The sequence below is a fragment of the Pseudarthrobacter phenanthrenivorans genome (assembly GCF_036455295.1).
GTDB classification, from domain to species: Bacteria; Actinomycetota; Actinomycetes; order Actinomycetales; family Micrococcaceae; genus Arthrobacter; species Arthrobacter phenanthrenivorans_C.
The window spans coordinates 174,078-188,695 of record NZ_JAYXNX010000005.1 but is presented as its reverse complement, the minus strand read 5'-3'; the positions used below and the strand labels follow the sequence as shown (position 1 = coordinate 188,695).

General features: G+C 67.0%; 15 protein-coding genes. 5 read left to right on the top strand and 10 right to left on the bottom strand.

Going from position 1 to position 14,618, the window contains the following annotated elements:
• Positions 1–20 precede the first annotated feature (20 nt).
• Positions 21–701 (bottom strand): response regulator transcription factor, encoded by a 681-nt coding sequence (locus VXJ37_RS08715; RefSeq protein ID WP_331322642.1) that lies wholly within the window; start codon positions 699–701, stop codon positions 21–23.
• 276 nt (positions 702–977) lie between these two features.
• Here VXJ37_RS08715 and VXJ37_RS08710 point away from each other — a divergent pair, with 276 nt between their 5' ends.
• Positions 978–1,457 carry a universal stress protein gene (locus VXJ37_RS08710; RefSeq protein WP_331322755.1) on the top strand — a complete coding sequence of 160 codons (480 nt, stop codon included), beginning with the start codon at positions 978–980 and terminating at the stop codon, positions 1,455–1,457.
• 90 nt (positions 1,458–1,547) lie between these two features.
• Here VXJ37_RS08710 and VXJ37_RS08705 read toward each other — a convergent pair whose 3' ends face one another.
• The 9 genes from VXJ37_RS08705 to VXJ37_RS08665 all read right to left on the bottom strand — a co-directional run bounded on the left by VXJ37_RS08705 (position 1,548) and on the right by VXJ37_RS08665 (position 10,925).
• On the bottom strand, positions 1,548–2,078 hold the full coding sequence (locus VXJ37_RS08705; RefSeq protein ID WP_331322641.1) for a hemerythrin domain-containing protein: 531 nt from the start codon (positions 2,076–2,078) through the stop codon (positions 1,548–1,550).
• On the bottom strand, positions 2,075–2,392 hold the full coding sequence (locus VXJ37_RS08700; RefSeq protein WP_141941659.1) for a DUF3040 domain-containing protein: 318 nt from the start codon (positions 2,390–2,392) through the stop codon (positions 2,075–2,077). The genes VXJ37_RS08705 and VXJ37_RS08700 overlap by 4 nt, the downstream gene beginning before the upstream one ends.
• Before the next feature lie 40 nt (positions 2,393–2,432).
• Positions 2,433–2,687 carry an SHOCT domain-containing protein gene (locus VXJ37_RS08695; RefSeq protein ID WP_331322640.1) on the bottom strand — a complete coding sequence of 85 codons (255 nt, stop codon included), beginning with the start codon at positions 2,685–2,687 and terminating at the stop codon, positions 2,433–2,435.
• Between the two features lie 157 nt (positions 2,688–2,844).
• The gene (locus VXJ37_RS08690; protein WP_331322639.1) at positions 2,845–5,619 is read right to left on the bottom strand and encodes a cation-translocating P-type ATPase; all 2,775 of its coding nucleotides are present in this window, start codon (positions 5,617–5,619) and stop codon (positions 2,845–2,847) included.
• Positions 5,620–5,626: 7 nt separating this feature from the next.
• The gene (locus VXJ37_RS08685) at positions 5,627–6,613 is read right to left on the bottom strand and encodes a polysaccharide deacetylase family protein (protein ID WP_331322638.1); all 987 of its coding nucleotides are present in this window, start codon (positions 6,611–6,613) and stop codon (positions 5,627–5,629) included.
• Between the two features lie 39 nt (positions 6,614–6,652).
• Positions 6,653–7,120 (bottom strand): universal stress protein, encoded by a 468-nt coding sequence (locus VXJ37_RS08680; protein ID WP_331322637.1) that lies wholly within the window; start codon positions 7,118–7,120, stop codon positions 6,653–6,655.
• A gap of 74 nt (positions 7,121–7,194) precedes the next feature.
• Entirely contained in the window at positions 7,195–8,808 is a 1,614-nt protein-coding gene (locus tag VXJ37_RS08675; RefSeq protein WP_331322636.1) for a DUF4389 domain-containing protein, read from the bottom strand.
• A 65-nt stretch (positions 8,809–8,873) separates the two neighbouring features.
• The gene (locus VXJ37_RS08670; RefSeq protein WP_331322635.1) at positions 8,874–9,740 is read right to left on the bottom strand and encodes a universal stress protein; all 867 of its coding nucleotides are present in this window, start codon (positions 9,738–9,740) and stop codon (positions 8,874–8,876) included.
• Between the two features lie 99 nt (positions 9,741–9,839).
• Entirely contained in the window at positions 9,840–10,925 is a 1,086-nt protein-coding gene (locus VXJ37_RS08665) for an AI-2E family transporter (RefSeq protein ID WP_331322634.1), read from the bottom strand.
• A 197-nt stretch (positions 10,926–11,122) separates the two neighbouring features.
• On the opposite strand from VXJ37_RS08665, the gene VXJ37_RS08660 reads away from it, so the two are divergent.
• Genes VXJ37_RS08660 through VXJ37_RS08645 form a run of 4 tightly spaced genes read left to right on the top strand, consistent with a single transcriptional unit; the run spans position 11,123 to position 14,530 of the window.
• On the top strand, positions 11,123–11,557 hold the full coding sequence (locus tag VXJ37_RS08660) for a hypothetical protein (RefSeq protein ID WP_331322633.1): 435 nt from the start codon (positions 11,123–11,125) through the stop codon (positions 11,555–11,557).
• 55 nt (positions 11,558–11,612) lie between these two features.
• Positions 11,613–12,137, top strand: coding sequence for a mycothiol transferase (locus VXJ37_RS08655; RefSeq protein ID WP_331322632.1), 525 nt, complete (start codon positions 11,613–11,615; stop codon positions 12,135–12,137).
• Entirely contained in the window at positions 12,130–13,077 is a 948-nt protein-coding gene (locus VXJ37_RS08650; protein ID WP_331322631.1) for a ribonuclease Z, read from the top strand. The genes VXJ37_RS08655 and VXJ37_RS08650 overlap by 8 nt, the downstream gene beginning before the upstream one ends.
• Entirely contained in the window at positions 13,061–14,530 is a 1,470-nt protein-coding gene (locus tag VXJ37_RS08645) for a protein adenylyltransferase SelO (RefSeq protein ID WP_331322630.1), read from the top strand. Before VXJ37_RS08650 ends, VXJ37_RS08645 begins: the two co-directional genes overlap by 17 nt.
• Positions 14,531–14,618 lie beyond the last annotated feature (88 nt).

Sequence of the window (14,618 nt, the reverse complement as noted above, 5' to 3'; positions counted from 1 at the left end):
TCCCTGCGCTTCCCGGGCTGTCAGGCAGTATCCGTTGAACTCTTGGTGACATAGACGGCGGCCTGGGTCCGGCGCTCGAAGCCCAGTTTGGCCAGGATGGATGACACGTAGTTCTTCACCGTCTTTTCGGCGAGGAACAATTCATCGCCGATCTGGCGATTGGTCAGCCCCTGGCCAATCAGGGCCAGGACCTTCTTCTCCTGCGCGCTCAGCCCTTCCAGCCGGGGGTCCGTTGGCGCCGTGGAGAGTCCAGTGATGATCTGCTGCTCAACCCCCGGGTCGAACAGGGATTCTCCCGCCGCCGCCCTCCGGATCCCGGCCAGGAGGTCGTCGCTCCTGATTTGTTTCAGGATGTATCCGGAGGCGCCGGCAAGCACTGCGCCGCGGAGGGCCTGCTCGTCGTCGTAGCTGGTGAGGATCAGGCAGCGAAGGCGGGGATCGAGGGAGCGTACGTCCCGGCACACCTCAATACCTGTGCCGTCAGGAAGCCGCCCGTCGAGGATGGCGATATCGGGGTGCAGGGCCGGGATGCGCCTGGTGGCTTCGGCAGCGGACCCGCTTTCGCCCACCACAAGGAAACCTTCGCCCTCGAGCAGATCCTTCAACCCTTGGCGGACCAGCTCATGATCGTCGAGGATGAATACGCGGACCGGTCCCGAAGATCCTGTTGGTTCTCCAGTCCCTGCTTCATGCTTATGCACCGAACGCTCCCACTGTCTTCAGGATCAAAAGGACCCCGCATGCTGCGGGGCCAGCCCGGGTGGGGCCTGCCCCCATTGTTCCCCGGGGAGGCGTGCGCGGGAAGGGACCAAAGTCCGCGTGCCGGCGCCAAGGGTGGACGCGCGCTGGTTGTCCGCTCCGCAATTGCCTTGATCCGGGATGACTTTCGGCCCTATGCGCGGAAAGAGGTTCTGGTCCATGGTGGGTTCGACGGCCGCATGTGGGAACGCAGCGACGATGCAGAGATTGGAGCCGGCATGAATGCCCCCGAACGGCACCCGAGGATTATCGTCGGTGTGGACGGGTCTGAATCCTCCATCTCCGCGCTCCGGGTTTCCCGGGTGATGGCTGAGCCACTCTGCGCGACAGTTGAAGCTTGGGCCTGCTGGGACGTCCCGGCCGGTTACGGGGTGTACCTGGCCGTGGGAATCGAGGGTTTCAAGTATGCGGCAGAGCAGGTGCTCCACCAGGCGCTGGCAGACGCCTTTGGGGAACTACCGTCCTTTGTTCATCCCCGGCTGGTCAGGGGAAAACCCGGTCCGGTACTGATTGACGCCAGCCGCAACGCGTCCCTGCTTATCGTGGGCAGGAGGGGCCACGGGGGTTTCGTCCCTGGTTCGGTGAGTTCAGCGTGCGTCAGCCGCGCGCATTGTCCGGTGCTGGTGGTTCATTCACCTGAGGCGGACGCCGAAGCCCCGGACCAGGGCGCCCAGGTGGGCGCCGCCGTCGCACCCTGATCCACCAACCCCGGCCCGTCGTCAGGAACGAGGCTCCATCCTCAGCACGCCCAACCCGGCCGGCCGCCGTCGTGCTGGTGCCGTTGCCGCCTAGTGCCCTTCGTGGCCCTGCCGATGGTGGCCGGACGCGCCTTCCCCGACGAGTTCGTGGAGACCTGTCACCGCCTGGGCGAGTGACAGGTCCTCGGATTCGACGACGAACGGCATGAGCAGGCGGTTCTCCTTGTCCAGGTGCAGTGCAAAGATGCGCTGGATGGCCCCCGCGGCAACGGCGGCGGAAACACCGCTGGCCGTCCTGAGCTCCTCCACGAGGTCGACGATCACCCGGTGCTCGGCCAGCATGCCGTCCACCAGCAGTCTTGCCCCGGGCATGGCGTGCGGACCGCTGTAGAGGGAACCTTCCTCGGCAAGGGCGTGTGGCACAAGGTGGGTGTCACACCAATCGAGCAGGGCAGCCTGCGTCCTTTCCTCGCTGCCGGCGTCCTGCGCCTCCACGGCCTCCGTCAACAGGCCCACCAGCCCGTTCAGTTGCCGGAGCATGTCGGCATGGTGGGTTTCAATCGCCTGCAGCGCCTGCAACTCGGCTCCGGCGTCCTTGCCGGCCCCGCTTGGCGCGTTCATTCGGTGTTGCCTTCCAGTTGGGTGGCGTGCCGGTTCATGTGCCGCAGGGACCAGCGCAGGTCCTTGACCGCCCAGTAGCCTCCGCCGTTCATGACCGCGAACCCGGCGATGCCCAGGTAGGGTGCGCGGGCTGCCAGGCCAAGGAGCAGGACACAGACGCCCGTGGCGAACAGCACGAGTCCGCGCCTGACCCGGCTCCGGAGCGAAATCCTGAAGGCGTCGCGGCTCAGGAGGGAGGCGAGCCTGGGGTCTTCATCCTCCAGGCCATGGCCGATCAGTTCGAGTTCGCGTTTCTCGAATTCAGAGAGTGGCACAGCTGCACCCCACTGTCCGTTGCCTGCGGGAGCCACGGCATCAGGTGCCCGGATGGCCGCGCAGGACGGCCAGCCTGTTCTGGTATTCGGCGGTGTCAATCTCGCCGCGGGCGAAACGCTCAGCCAGCACGTCCTCTGCCACCCGTGGCGGCGGGGGCGCGGGGTGCGGGGAGGGCGAACGCAGGGAACGGGCCAGCAGCACGATACCGGTGATGATCGCGCCCCAGACCACCACCATGCTGATGCTCATCAGGGCATAGCCCCACAGGCCCATGCCGTCATTCCAGCCGTACACTTTTACGACCTCCGCTCCAATGAAGGCGGACGCCAGCCGTCTGCTTTCCCTTTCAGTATTGGATGCGGCGTGTGCCGCCGGGAGAGTCATTGGTCCCGGATTGCGGGTCCGCAGCGGCACCCGGAATGTGCAGTTCCGGCAGTGCTGCCCGCGCTCCTCAGAAGCCCTGTCGCCGCAAACGCTTGTCCACGGCAACAACCAGCGACGCGGCCAGCGCCAGTCCAAAAATCCGCAGCCACGCGTCAGGACCGATGGGCGCTGTGTGGAAGAGATCGTTCATCAGGGGCGTGTAGGTGAGGGCCAGCTGCCCGGCCCCCTGCACCGCCACCCCGGCCAGGAGCCAGCGGTTGCCGAAGGGTCCTGTCCGCCATGCGGGCCGGGTCAGCGACCGGCAGCTGAACAGGTAGAAGACTTCCACGGCTACGAAGAGGTTCACGGCTGAGGTGCGTGCCTCTGCCACTGTCGCTCCGTTGTTGAGTTCGTGGTCGAAAAGCCACCAGGTGCCGGCGAGCAGGAGGGCCGAGACGAGCAGGATCCGGACGGTGAGGGCCCAGGTCAGGAGGGGACGGCCGGGTGCCCGCGGCGGCCGCGACATCAGGCCGGGCTCCTTTGGTTCGAAGGCCAGCATCAGGCCGAGTGCCAACGCGGTGGTCATGTTGATCCAGAGGATCTGTGTGGGCAGGATGGGCAGCGCGGCACCCAGCAGGATGGCCACGAGGATCACCAGTCCCTCCGCCATGTTGGTGGGCAAGGTCCAGACAATGAACTTGGTCAGGTTGTCGAAGACATTCCGGCCTTCCTCGACGGCTGCCTCGATGGTGGCAAAGTCATCATCGGTCAGGACAATGTCCGAGGCTTCCTTGGCCACCTCGGTCCCGGTGCGTCCCATGGAAATGCCCACGTTCGCCTGCCGAAGGGCCGGCGCGTCGTTGACACCGTCACCGGTCATGGCGGCCACGTGGCCGCGGGCCTGCAGGGCGCTGATAAGCCGCAGCTTCTGTTCCGGCGAAACACGCGCAAAAACCGTGGCCCGCTCCACGGCAGCGGGGAACTCACCGGCCGGGATACCGTCCAGCTCGTCGCCGGTCAGGGCCATGGCGGCGCCGCTGCCAGCCAGACCCACCGCCGCAGCCACGTTCACAGCGGTCCGCACATGGTCTCCCGTGATCATTTTGACGTCAACCCCGGCCAGTTGGCACGCCCTCACCGAGGCGGCGGCCGCCTGCCTCGGTGGGTCCTGCATGGCCTGAAGTCCCGTGAAGGTCATGCGGCCCCGCAACTCCGTGGCGGAAAGGGAACCGTCCGCCACCGGAAGGGGCATGGTGGCGGTGGCAAGGACCCGCAGCCCGCTGTCCGCAAAAGCGTGTGCGGCATTGAGCGCAAGATGCCTGCGGAGCGGCCTGGTGCCGCCGTCCGCGCCCATTTCGTGGGAACAAAGGTCCAGGACCCGTTCCACGGCGCCTTTGGCGAAGACTGTGCCGACGTCGGGGGGATGCGTTGAAGAATGCAGGGTTGCCATGAACTGCCGCTCCGAGGTGAACGGCAGTTCTGCGCGGCGGGGGTTTGCGCCCAGGAAATCGGGCACCCTGATGCCGCCTTTTCCCGCAACCACCAGCATTGCGGCCTCCGTGGGGTCGCCCCGTACCTGCCACGAGGATCCCTCCCGGCGGACGGCTGAGTCGTTGCAGGCCGCGCCGCCAAGGAGGCACACGCGGAGGGACTCGTCCTCGATTGCGCGGGTCGGGGTGGCGGTGTCCACTTGCTGTTCGCCGCCTGCTGCCGGCCGGATGTGTCCTTCCGGCCCGTATCCGGATCCTGTTACGTCGTATGTTCCGGAGGGGGTCCACACCGAACGGACTGTCATTTGGTTCTCGGTGAAGGTACCCGTCTTGTCCGAGCAGATGACTGTGGTGCTGCCCAGGGTCTCCACTACCGGAAGGCGCCGCACCACGGCCCGGCGCCGCGCCATGCGGCGGACGCCGATTGCGAGCGTCACCGTCACTGCGGCGGGCAGTCCTTCGGGGATGGCCCCCACTGCCAGGGCGACGGCGGCCGTGAACATTTGTCCCGGCCGCTCGCCACGTGCCACGCCGGCAAGGAAGGCCACGGCGGCGAGGGCAAGGATGGCCACGGTGAGGGTGGTACTGAACCGCGCGAGTTTCAGGGTCAGCGGCGTGGCAGCAGGCTGTACGGTGCCCATGAGCCGGTGGATTTCGCCAAGTTCGGTTTCCCCGCCGATGGCCACGACGATGCCTGCACCGCTGCCGGCAGTTACCAGGGTTCCGCTGTAGAGCATGTTCCTGCGGTCGGCCACGGCTGTGAGCCGGGGCAGCACTACTTCGTTCTTGGACACTGGGTCTGACTCTCCGGTCAGCGCGGATTCGTCCACCCGGAGCGCTGACAGGCGAACCAGGCGGAGGTCGGCGGGGACCTTGTCGCCGGCCCCAAGCAGGACGAGGTCGCCGGGAACCAGGTCCTCCGAGGGAACCTGCTTCCGCTCACCGCCGCGCATGACCGAGGCCCGTGTGCGGACCAGTGAATGGAGGGCATCCAGGGCAGCTTCCGCCCGTACCTCCTGGATGAAGCCGATCAGTGTGTTGACCAGGACCACTGCCAGGATGACGGCGGAGTCCAGTACATCACCCAGGAAGACGGTAACCATTGCGGCGGCCAGCAGGACATACACCAGCGGGTTGTTGAACTGGTGCCCCAGCTTGCGGGCAATGCCGGGTCCGTGCCCGCGGGGGAGCTCGTTGGCGCCGAACTGGGCCCGTCTCCGCGCCACTTCGTCCGGGCCAAGGCCCAGGGCAGCGTCTGTTCCAAGCAGGAGCACTACTTCGTGGACCGGCAGCCCGTGGTGGGCGGCATCACCGGCGTCATCCGGCCGGGTGGCTTTCGCCTGCCGATTGCGTGGGGACCTGCTCTTCGCCACGGTTGGCTCACTGCGCCAGCAGGGCATCGAGGGTAGTGAACCCATACCCGGCAGCCCGGATGTTATCGATCACCTGGGGGAGGGCATCCGCGTCAAGGGTGGTCCCGTCATCCGGGTTGGAACCGATGTGCATGAGGACAATTTCCCCCGGCTGCAGCCCATCGCGGACGCGGGTGGCCACCATCTGGGCGCTGATCCCTCCGCTGGTGCCCTTCCAGCCCAGCGTGTCCACGGTCCACCGGACAGCCACGTAGCCGAGGTTGTTCACTGCGGCGATGGTCCGGGCATCCCGCTCACCGAACGGGAAGCGGAACAACGGCCTGGGATCGGCACCGGCCGCGAGGATGGCCTGCTCCGCACCGCGCACCTGTTGGGCGATCTGGTCGTTGCTCAAGCCCGTGAATCCGGGGTGGGTCATGGAGTGGTTGGCCACGCGGTGCCCGGCTGCGGCGATCTGTGCCACGGCGGCCTGGTTGTTGCCAACCCAGTTGCCTGTCAGGAAGAAAGTCCCCGTGACGCCCTTGGCGGAAAGGGTGGAGAGGATTTTTGGCAGTCCTGCCGCATTCGCCCCGGCGTCAAAGGTGAGTGCAACCACCCGGCCGGCCCCCGGAATGGCGGTCAGGTCCTGGCCGCGGAGGGATTCCGGAAACGGTGCCGGCTGCGGGGGAGTGCCCGGACCCTCCGGCGCCGGTGGCTGTGGCGGAATATCCGAGGGTTCCGGTAGGGGCGGCACCGTAACGGGCGGCTGAACAGGGGTTTCCCCTGCCTCGGGAGTGTCCGTCTCCTCCGGCAACGAAGCACCGGGGCTGGGAGCGGTGGTCTGGCTGGCCAGTGCTGAGGGTGAAACGGAGGATGGAGACGGCGCGCCCGACGGCGGACCGGCAGTCCGTCGCGGAAGGAGCAGGGCGAGGGCGACGGCGATGACCACCAGGCCGCCTGCGAGCGCGAGGGCGAGTGCCCGCCGTCGTCCATCACTGGCCGGAACCGTCCTCACCTGCCCCCGACGTCGGTAGCTTCTGCCGCCTGGCGCCGCTTAGGAACCCCTGGCCGTTTCGGAACCGTCCTCGGGCGTGTGCACCACCAGGACGGGACAGTGGGCGTGCGCGACGATGGCGGAACTCACCGAGCCCAGGAGCAAGCCACCGAATCCGCCGTGCCCGCGGCGCCCCACCACGATCATGTCTGCCTCGCGGCTGGCGTCGATCAGCGCCTCCCGGGGATGGCTGCGGATGAGCGTGGACGTGACGTTGGCCGGCGTCTCGGCTCCGAAAGCCTGCGCGACGGCCTCGTCCAGGACCTTCCTGGCACCTTCTTCGAAGCCCTCGATGCCCATCATGACGTAGCCGCTGTACATCTGCGGGTACTCCCAGCAGGCAACCGCCTGCACCTTGGCCCCCAGCGGAGTGGCAAGCCGTTGGGCCTGGCGGAGTGCCTCCACCGATGCTTCGGATCCGTCCACGCCCACCACGATCCTGGCTATTGGTGCCCCGGCAATGCTCATGTTTGCTCCCTCGGTAGGACCGCGCTGTCAGGCCCATCATGCCCGGGAGCCCGCAGCCGGGCTAGGGTCGAAGGTCACGGGGCACCTGCGGGAGGGGTGCCGGCCGGCGGGGGGCCTGTGGGCCGAGCACTTGCGGACGGCGCAGCCGCCGGGGGACCGGCCTCCGGCGGCCACACGGGTTCGGCCGGCCCCTGGTCGAGCCGGAACGGCGGATACTCATCCCGCATCAGCGCTGTATACACCAGCACCCGGTAGATCCAGCGGTCGATGCCAAGGATGAAGTCGAACAGCGGGCGCTGGTAACGGCCGGTGAACAGCAGGATGACTGCCGCGATCAGGACCAGGAGCCCCAGCAGGGACGGCCCGGCGTCCTGGACATAGGTTGTGCCATCGACGTTGGTGTCAGCACGCCACCGCCACATGGTGTTGGTGAACGCTGCGATCAGCAGGAGGTGTGGAATGGACAGCAGCCACCATTTCACCAGGACCAGGCCGCGGGAGAGCCGCTCCGGGTAGTCCACGTCAAAATCTGCGGGGTAGGCGGTGCGTTTGAGGGTGAAGGGCGGGTACAGGTCGGTGCCCACGGCAGCGTACGCGTAGAACGCCACCCGCCAGTTCCACCGCATCACGCCTACGTTGAAGTCAAAGAGCGCCCTTGGATACCGGCCCGTGAACAGGACGGCGAACCCGGCCACGATGGTGGTGATGGCGAACGCGAACCAAAGGAAGAACAGGAGGATGAAATGCGGTATCGCCAGGAACCATTTGACCAGCCACATCCACCGTGAGAGGCCTGGGTCGAGCTCACCGAAAAGCCTCGCGGGGTAGGGTGCAGGGCCGGCGGGAGGAGTGACAAAGGGCTGCGGCGGAGGCAAGGGCGCGGTCCCTGGCGTGGCGGTCACTGGTGTGGACCCCGGCTGGTCCCACCCGGCTGCCGGTCCTTGCTGCTGATACCCCGGATATGCCGGACCGGGATAGGTTGGCCCGCCTGTTGGCGGTCCCCCAACGGGGGGCTGTGCGTGCCTGCCCAGCCCTGCCGCGCCGAGGATGATGAGCGGTATGCCAATCACCAGGGCAATCGCCCCGCCCACCAGCAGGGCAATTGCTGCCGGTCGGATGAGGTCGGAACGGAAGCCTGCCTGCGCCTGGACGTCAATGCCCGGGGACGCGTCCGCGTTCATGACCACCACTTCCCATGCACCGGGCGTGATGCTCCAGGTAAGCTCCTGTTCCCCGGATCCTGATACGGATGCCGTCCAGAAGCCCTGGCCGGCCGGTGGCCCCGGCGGGTTGCCGCCGGGCACGTCGCGGTAGTCAGCGCGGAAAGGCCGCTGCCGGATATTGAGCAATTCCGAGTGGTGCACGCCGGACAGGTACTGTTCGACGTCGGACTGCCGGCCGATCCCGACGAACACTGGTTTGTCCGGCGCGACCGGCGCAACCCGCAGCCTGAGGGTGCCGATATCGAACGGGACCCTGCCCGGTACGTCCTCGCCGATGGCGTCGGCGCGCGGGGACGTCAGGGCAAAGGAGTTGACGGAGAATCGTGACGTGCCGGACGTCAGGTACCCGTCACCCTGGACCGACCCCACCGCTGAAGCCACGGCGCCGCCCGCCAAGGCGGCCAGTCCGGGAAGCGTGATGAGGATCCCGAGGATCAGCATGATGATGGCGGCGGGTTTCTTCATGGCGTCCTGACCTTCCGCGGCGGAGTTCGCAAAGGCGTGGCAACAAGAACGGCAGGCGGACCGGCCTAGATGGTGCTGAGTATTTCGTCAGTCCGCGTGATGACCGTGGGGCAGGGAAGGTGCCTCAGGACCCCGTGGGCAGTGGAACCGAGGAGCAGGCGCTTGAAGGCCCCCCTGCCGCGGCTGCCCACCACCAGCAGCCGCGCTCCGGCGGCAGCCTGGACGAGCGCGTCCACCGCGCCCCGTTCAGTTTCAAGCCGCTGGTGCACGGTCAGGTCCGGGTAGTCTTCCTTGAGCCCGGCGACAGTCTCGGAGAGGACCACGCGCTCCTCGTCCACGATGGCCTCCGCGAGGGCGCCAGGTGTGAGCCCGGCGTCGACGATGGGGTTCGGGGCATTCACGGCGTAGACAACGGTGAGTTCATCGCCTTCCCGGTCCGCTTCGGCGGCCGCGAAGGCGACGGCCTGAGTAGCCTCGGCGGACCCGTCAACGCCCACCACAACCCCGGTCCGGCCTTCGAGGTCCTGGGTGCCAACGACGGCGACGGGTACCTTGGCGGCCGTGGCCACCTGGAGCGCGCGGTCGGCAAGGGCACCGCCGAAGTGGCCGCTGCCGGAGCCAATGACCATCATCGAGGCCTTCTTGGAGTATTTGGCCAGCGACCCTCCCACGCTGCCGGTCAGCAGTTCCGTGTCAGGCGTGATGGGCACGGTCCCTTCGAGGCGGCCGGCGGCGGTCTTGAGGAGTTCTTCGCCGGCCTGCTGGAGGGTTCCGAACCAGGGGTACGGTTCAGCCACCCACCGGTCGTCCACCACGTGGAGGATCACCAGCGGAAGCCCCGCGCGGTGTGCGCGGCGGGCTGCCCAGAGGACGGCGGCCTGGCTCTGTGCTGAGTCGTCGGTGCCAACAGCGATGGGTTTCCGGGATGTCATGGCCGCACTTCCTGCTCGTTTGGGGAACTGGCTTCCTGCCTTTCAAGACTGGCCCGGGGAACACGGGCACTGTAGGGCCAAAAGTCACAGAAGCGCTGTTCAGGGGGCCTGTTCCCCGGGCACTGCCGGTGCGATGGGCTCCGGGCCCGGCGTGTCCTTTTCGGCGATGGTCTTGAAGATGGTCCACCCGACGGCGGCCAGGGGGACCGCCAGCAGCGCCCCGATGACGCCGGCCAGCGTAGCCCCGGCTGCCAGGGCAAGGATGATGACCAGTCCATGGATCCGCAGGACCCTGCCCATGAAGAGCGGTTGGAGGATGTGGTGCTCGAACTGGTTGGCTGCCACCAGGAGCACCAGGACGATGAGCGCAGGAACAGGTCCGTTCTCCACCAGCGCCACCAGCACGGCAAGGCTTCCGGCGGAGGTGGCGCCAATGATGGGTATGAATCCGCCCAGGAAGACCACTGCGGCCAGGGGGACCGCCAGCGGGACCTGCAGGATCAGGAGGCCCACCAGGATGATCACAGCGTCAATGGCGGCAATGATGAGGGTCCCGCGGACGTAGCCGCCCAGCACCACGATGCTGCGTTCGGCGGCCAGATGTGCCTTGCCCTGGCGGCTCCCGGGCAGGAAACCAAACAGGAATGACCGGATCTTTTCGCCGTCCTTGAGGAAGAAGAAAAGGATCACCGCCGTCAGGATCGAACCGGCAATGATTTCACCGGCAGTCCGCAATCCGGTCAGGGCATCCGCACCCAAAGTTCCGCCGGCGAGGAACTTCTGGAACTCGCTGCGGGCGGCGTCTATCTGGGCACTCGTCAGGGAAACCGGTCCGGTGGTGATGAATTGCTGCAACTGGCCGATCCCTGCTTCGGCCCTGGCGGCGAGGACCGAAGCCTGCTTCCTGACGAGGGTGATGATGCCGCCTACCACGCCTGAGGCAACTGCCACGATCACCAGGAATGACGACAGCACGGCGAGCGCTCGCGGCCACCCATGCATCGACAGCCACCGGACCACGGGAGCCATTGCCGAGGCCAGGATCAGGGCGATCAGGACAGGGATGGTGACCAGCGGAACCCGCGTGACTGCCACCACCACAACCCAGGCAAGCGCCAGCACGGTGAGCGTCTGGACGGCCCGGATGCTCGCCCGGCCCAGGCCGTCCAGCCAGAGACCGGACATTCGGCGGGCGAAAGACTCGGGCCGTAACGGCCCCGCCGGGGGGCCATCCGGTGCTGCATGTTGTTCCATCGTGTTCTCCCTATTTGTCTGTGAGCTTTGAATCAGCTTCTTTCCTTTCTTACCCCAGTGATTCCCATCCATCCCCGTTGCTCAGTATGCTTACTATTGTCAGCCTTACGGTCAAGGAGAAGGGCAGCATGATGACTGAACAGAACGTTCCCGACGATGAGCTCGAAGTTGTGCAGGAAAACGACGTGCTTCTCGACGAAACTCCCGGTGCCGCGTCCTCATTCGAACTTGACCCCGTATCCGGTGAACCTGACAGCTACCCCGGCGCTGCCGAGAACAACCCCGACCGCTGGCAGGAGGACCCGCTGCTGCAGGACGAGGGAATCTCGGGTGAAGAGGAGGATTTCTTGAGCGACCAGACGCTTCGGGACGAAACAGCCCGGGCCCGTTACCGCTCAGGCGATGAACAGGTGCCGCCGGACGCCCCCACGCTGGGGGAAGCAGCGGCCGACGTCGACTTTGGTGAAGCGCCTGCAGGCCTGGAAGCGGACGCCAGCGACGACGAGGAAAACTTCGGCGGCTCACCGCTCAGCGAGTTCGAGCCTGACGACCTGGAACACTAGCGGCCCGCCAGGGACGCGGGCACGAGGCGGCCGCAGAGGCCGCGGGAGGACGCACATGCACTCCAAGGAACTGCTGCTGGAGGCCTTCGGCCGGCTTCCTGGGCTTGTCCGGCACACGCTGGAGGGGCTCAACGAGGCGGACCTGCAGCGCCGTCCTGCCGGCAACGGCAACTCCATCGCGTGGCTGATATGGCATACGGCCCGGGTGGAAGATGCCCAGGTTGCCTCCGCTGCAGGGATGGAACAGGTATGGACAGCGCGAGGCTTCTTGTCCCGCTTCGCCCTTCCCCTGGCGGACAATGACACGGGATACGGGCACTCGAGCCGCCAGGTGGACGCTGTCCGGGTACCCGCGGAACTACTGCTGGAGTATTACCAGGCAGTCCACCGGCAGACCATTGGGGTCCTGGAGGGGACGGATGATCTGGACCTCGACCGGGTCGTTGACACGCATTGGGACCCACCGGTCACCCTGGGTGTTCGGCTGGTCAGCATTTTGGGGGACTGCCTCCAGCATCTCGGCCAGGCCGCCTACGTCAAAGGGCTGACCGCCGGAACGGCAGGCGCCGCCGGTGCGTGAACTCGTGGTGCTGGGCACGGCGTCCCAGGTTCCCACCCGGACCCGGAACCATAACGGCTACTTCCTGGGCTGGGACGGCCAAGGGCTGCTGTTTGATCCCGGTGAGGGAACCCAGCGCCAGATGATCCACGCAGGGGTGGCCGCCGCCGATATCACCCGGATCTGCCTTACCCACGTGCATGGGGACCATTGTTTCGGCCTGCCCGGTGTCCTCTCGCGGATGGCGTTGGATGGCGTGGAGCACCCCGTCCACCTCCACTATCCGGCCACCGGAGAACAGGTGGTCCGGGCCCTCATCGCTGTCAGTTCGCCCGGCGTCGACCTCCGGCTGCACCCGCATGCCGGGAGCGGCCCTGTCGCCGAGGGTCTGGAGGTCAGGCCCCTGAAACACCGCATCGAGACATATGGCTACCTGCTCACCGAGCCGGACGGCCGCACCTTCCTGCCCGACCGGCTCAAGGCAGCAGGAATCCACGGGCCGGACGTTGGACGGCTGCAGCGCCAGGGCACCCTTGGCCCGGTCAGTGTGGCGGACGTGAGCATCCCCAGGCCCGGCCAGCGCTTTGCCTTCATCATGGACACTGCGCCCTGCCCCGGCGCAGAGGAACTGGCGGACGGCACCGACCTGCTGGTCACTGAGTCAACGTTCAGCGACGACGACGGCGGGCTGGCGCAACAATACCTTCACCTTACGGCCGGGCAGGCAGGGGAGCTCGCCGCGTCCGGGAAGTCCCGGACCCTGGTGCTCACGCACTTCTCGTCACGCTACGGCGATGACGCGACTTTTCTTGCACAGCAGGCAAGGGACCGCGCCCCCGGCACCACGGTCATCGCCGCCAATGACCTGGACCGCATTCCCGTTCCCCGGCGGCGGCAACCAGTGCGGGAGTCTGCGCGACCTACGACGGCGATAGGGTTAAACCATGACGGCAGCAGCTGAATCCACCGTGGCATTTGACGGCCGCTTCGCCCGGGAACTGGCGGAGCTGGCCGTTCCCTGGCAGGCCGAGGAAGCGCCCGGCCCCGAGCTCCTGGTCCTGAATGAGACACTCGCCCACGACCTGGGCCTGGACCCGGAATACCTGCGCAGTCCCGAGGGCGTGCGGCTCCTGGTGGGCAACCACGTGCCGGCCGGTGCCACCCCCGTCGCGCAGGCCTACGCCGGGCACCAATTCGGCGGCTACTCGCCCCTGCTCGGTGATGGACGCGCACTCCTCCTGGGTGAGGTCACTGACAGCAGCGGGCACCTCCTCGACATCCATCTCAAAGGTTCGGGCCGCACACCTTTCGCCCGCGGCGGGGACGGCCGGGCCGTCGTCGGACCCATGCTGCGTGAATACCTGGTCAGTGAGGCCATGCACGCGCTCCACATTCCCACCACCCGCTCGCTCGCCGTCGTGGCCACCGGGCGCCAGGTCCGGCGCGAGGGCATGCTCCCCGGCGCCGTGCTGGCCCGGGTCGCCGCCAGCCATCTGCGTGTGGGCAGCTTCCAGTACGCCAGGGCCACGGAAGACATGGACCTCCTGAAGAGGCTGGCCGACCACGCCATCAGCCGGCACTACCCGGGCGCCGCCCACGCGGAAAACCCCCATCTTGCGCTGTTCGGGTCCGTGGTCTCAGCGCAGGCTGAGCTGGTGGCACGGTGGATGCTGGTGGGATTCGTCCACGGCGTCATGAACACGGACAACATGACCATCTCGGGGGAGACCATCGACTACGGCCCCTGCGCGTTCATGGACGCCTTCAATCCGGCAGCCGTCTACAGTTCCATCGATGTCAGCGGCCGCTACGCCTACGCCAACCAGCCGGTGCTTGCCGAATGGAACCTTGCCCGGCTTGCCGAGGCAATGCTGCCGCTCATCGATGAGGACCAGGAAAAGGCCGTGGCCCCGGCAGTGGAGGTGCTGGGCGGTTTCCGCGGACACTACAGCAAGGCATGGTCCAGCGGCATGGAGAAGAAGCTGGGCCTGGAGCACGCCCGTCAGGACCACCCGGATGCCGTCTCGGGCCTCATTGATGACGCAATCGCCATCCTCAAGGACGGTCCGGTGGACTACACCCTCTTCTTCCGGAACCTTGGCAAGGCGGCAAGGGGTGACCTCCGTCCGGTCCGCGGCATGGTGCTTGACCTGGAAGCGTTTGATGCCTGGGCGCAGCGGTGGCAGGATCTCAGGCCCGACGCCGGGTTGATGGACGGCGTAAACCCCGCCTACATCCCCAGGAACCATCTCGTGGAGGAGGCTTTGTCCGCCGCGACGGCCGGGGACCTGGCGCCCCTGCAGCAGCTGCTGGACGCCGTCAGCGACCCCTTCACCGAACGGCCCGGGCTGGAGCGCTACTTGGAAGGTGCGCCGGAAGACTTTGGCAAATACCTGACCTTCTGCGGGACCTGAGGTGCCCCGGTAAACCTGCGTTGGGGCCTGAGTGCAGGGGGCGGAACGGTGGTCAACGACAGGAGGGCGGCGGCCGGGATACCCGGAC

Bases quoted from the DNA above. Each gene is read 5' to 3' on its own strand.
- VXJ37_RS08710 (WP_331322755.1), top strand. From the start codon at position 978: ATGAATGCCCCCGAACGGCACCCGAGGATTATCGTCGGTGTGGACGGG.
- VXJ37_RS08705 (WP_331322641.1), bottom strand. From the start codon at position 2,078: ATGAACGCGCCAAGCGGGGCCGGCAAGGACGCCGGAGCCGAGTTGCAG.
- VXJ37_RS08680 (WP_331322637.1), bottom strand. From the start codon at position 7,120: ATGAGCATTGCCGGGGCACCAATAGCCAGGATCGTGGTGGGCGTGGAC.
- VXJ37_RS08675 (WP_331322636.1), bottom strand. From the start codon at position 8,808: ATGAAGAAACCCGCCGCCATCATCATGCTGATCCTCGGGATCCTCATC.
- VXJ37_RS08670 (WP_331322635.1), bottom strand. From the start codon at position 9,740: ATGACATCCCGGAAACCCATCGCTGTTGGCACCGACGACTCAGCACAG.
- VXJ37_RS08665 (WP_331322634.1), bottom strand. From the start codon at position 10,925: ATGTCCGGTCTCTGGCTGGACGGCCTGGGCCGGGCGAGCATCCGGGCC.
- VXJ37_RS08660 (WP_331322633.1), top strand. From the start codon at position 11,123: ATGATGACTGAACAGAACGTTCCCGACGATGAGCTCGAAGTTGTGCAG.
- VXJ37_RS08655 (WP_331322632.1), top strand. From the start codon at position 11,613: ATGCACTCCAAGGAACTGCTGCTGGAGGCCTTCGGCCGGCTTCCTGGG.
- VXJ37_RS08645 (WP_331322630.1), top strand. From the start codon at position 13,061: ATGACGGCAGCAGCTGAATCCACCGTGGCATTTGACGGCCGCTTCGCC.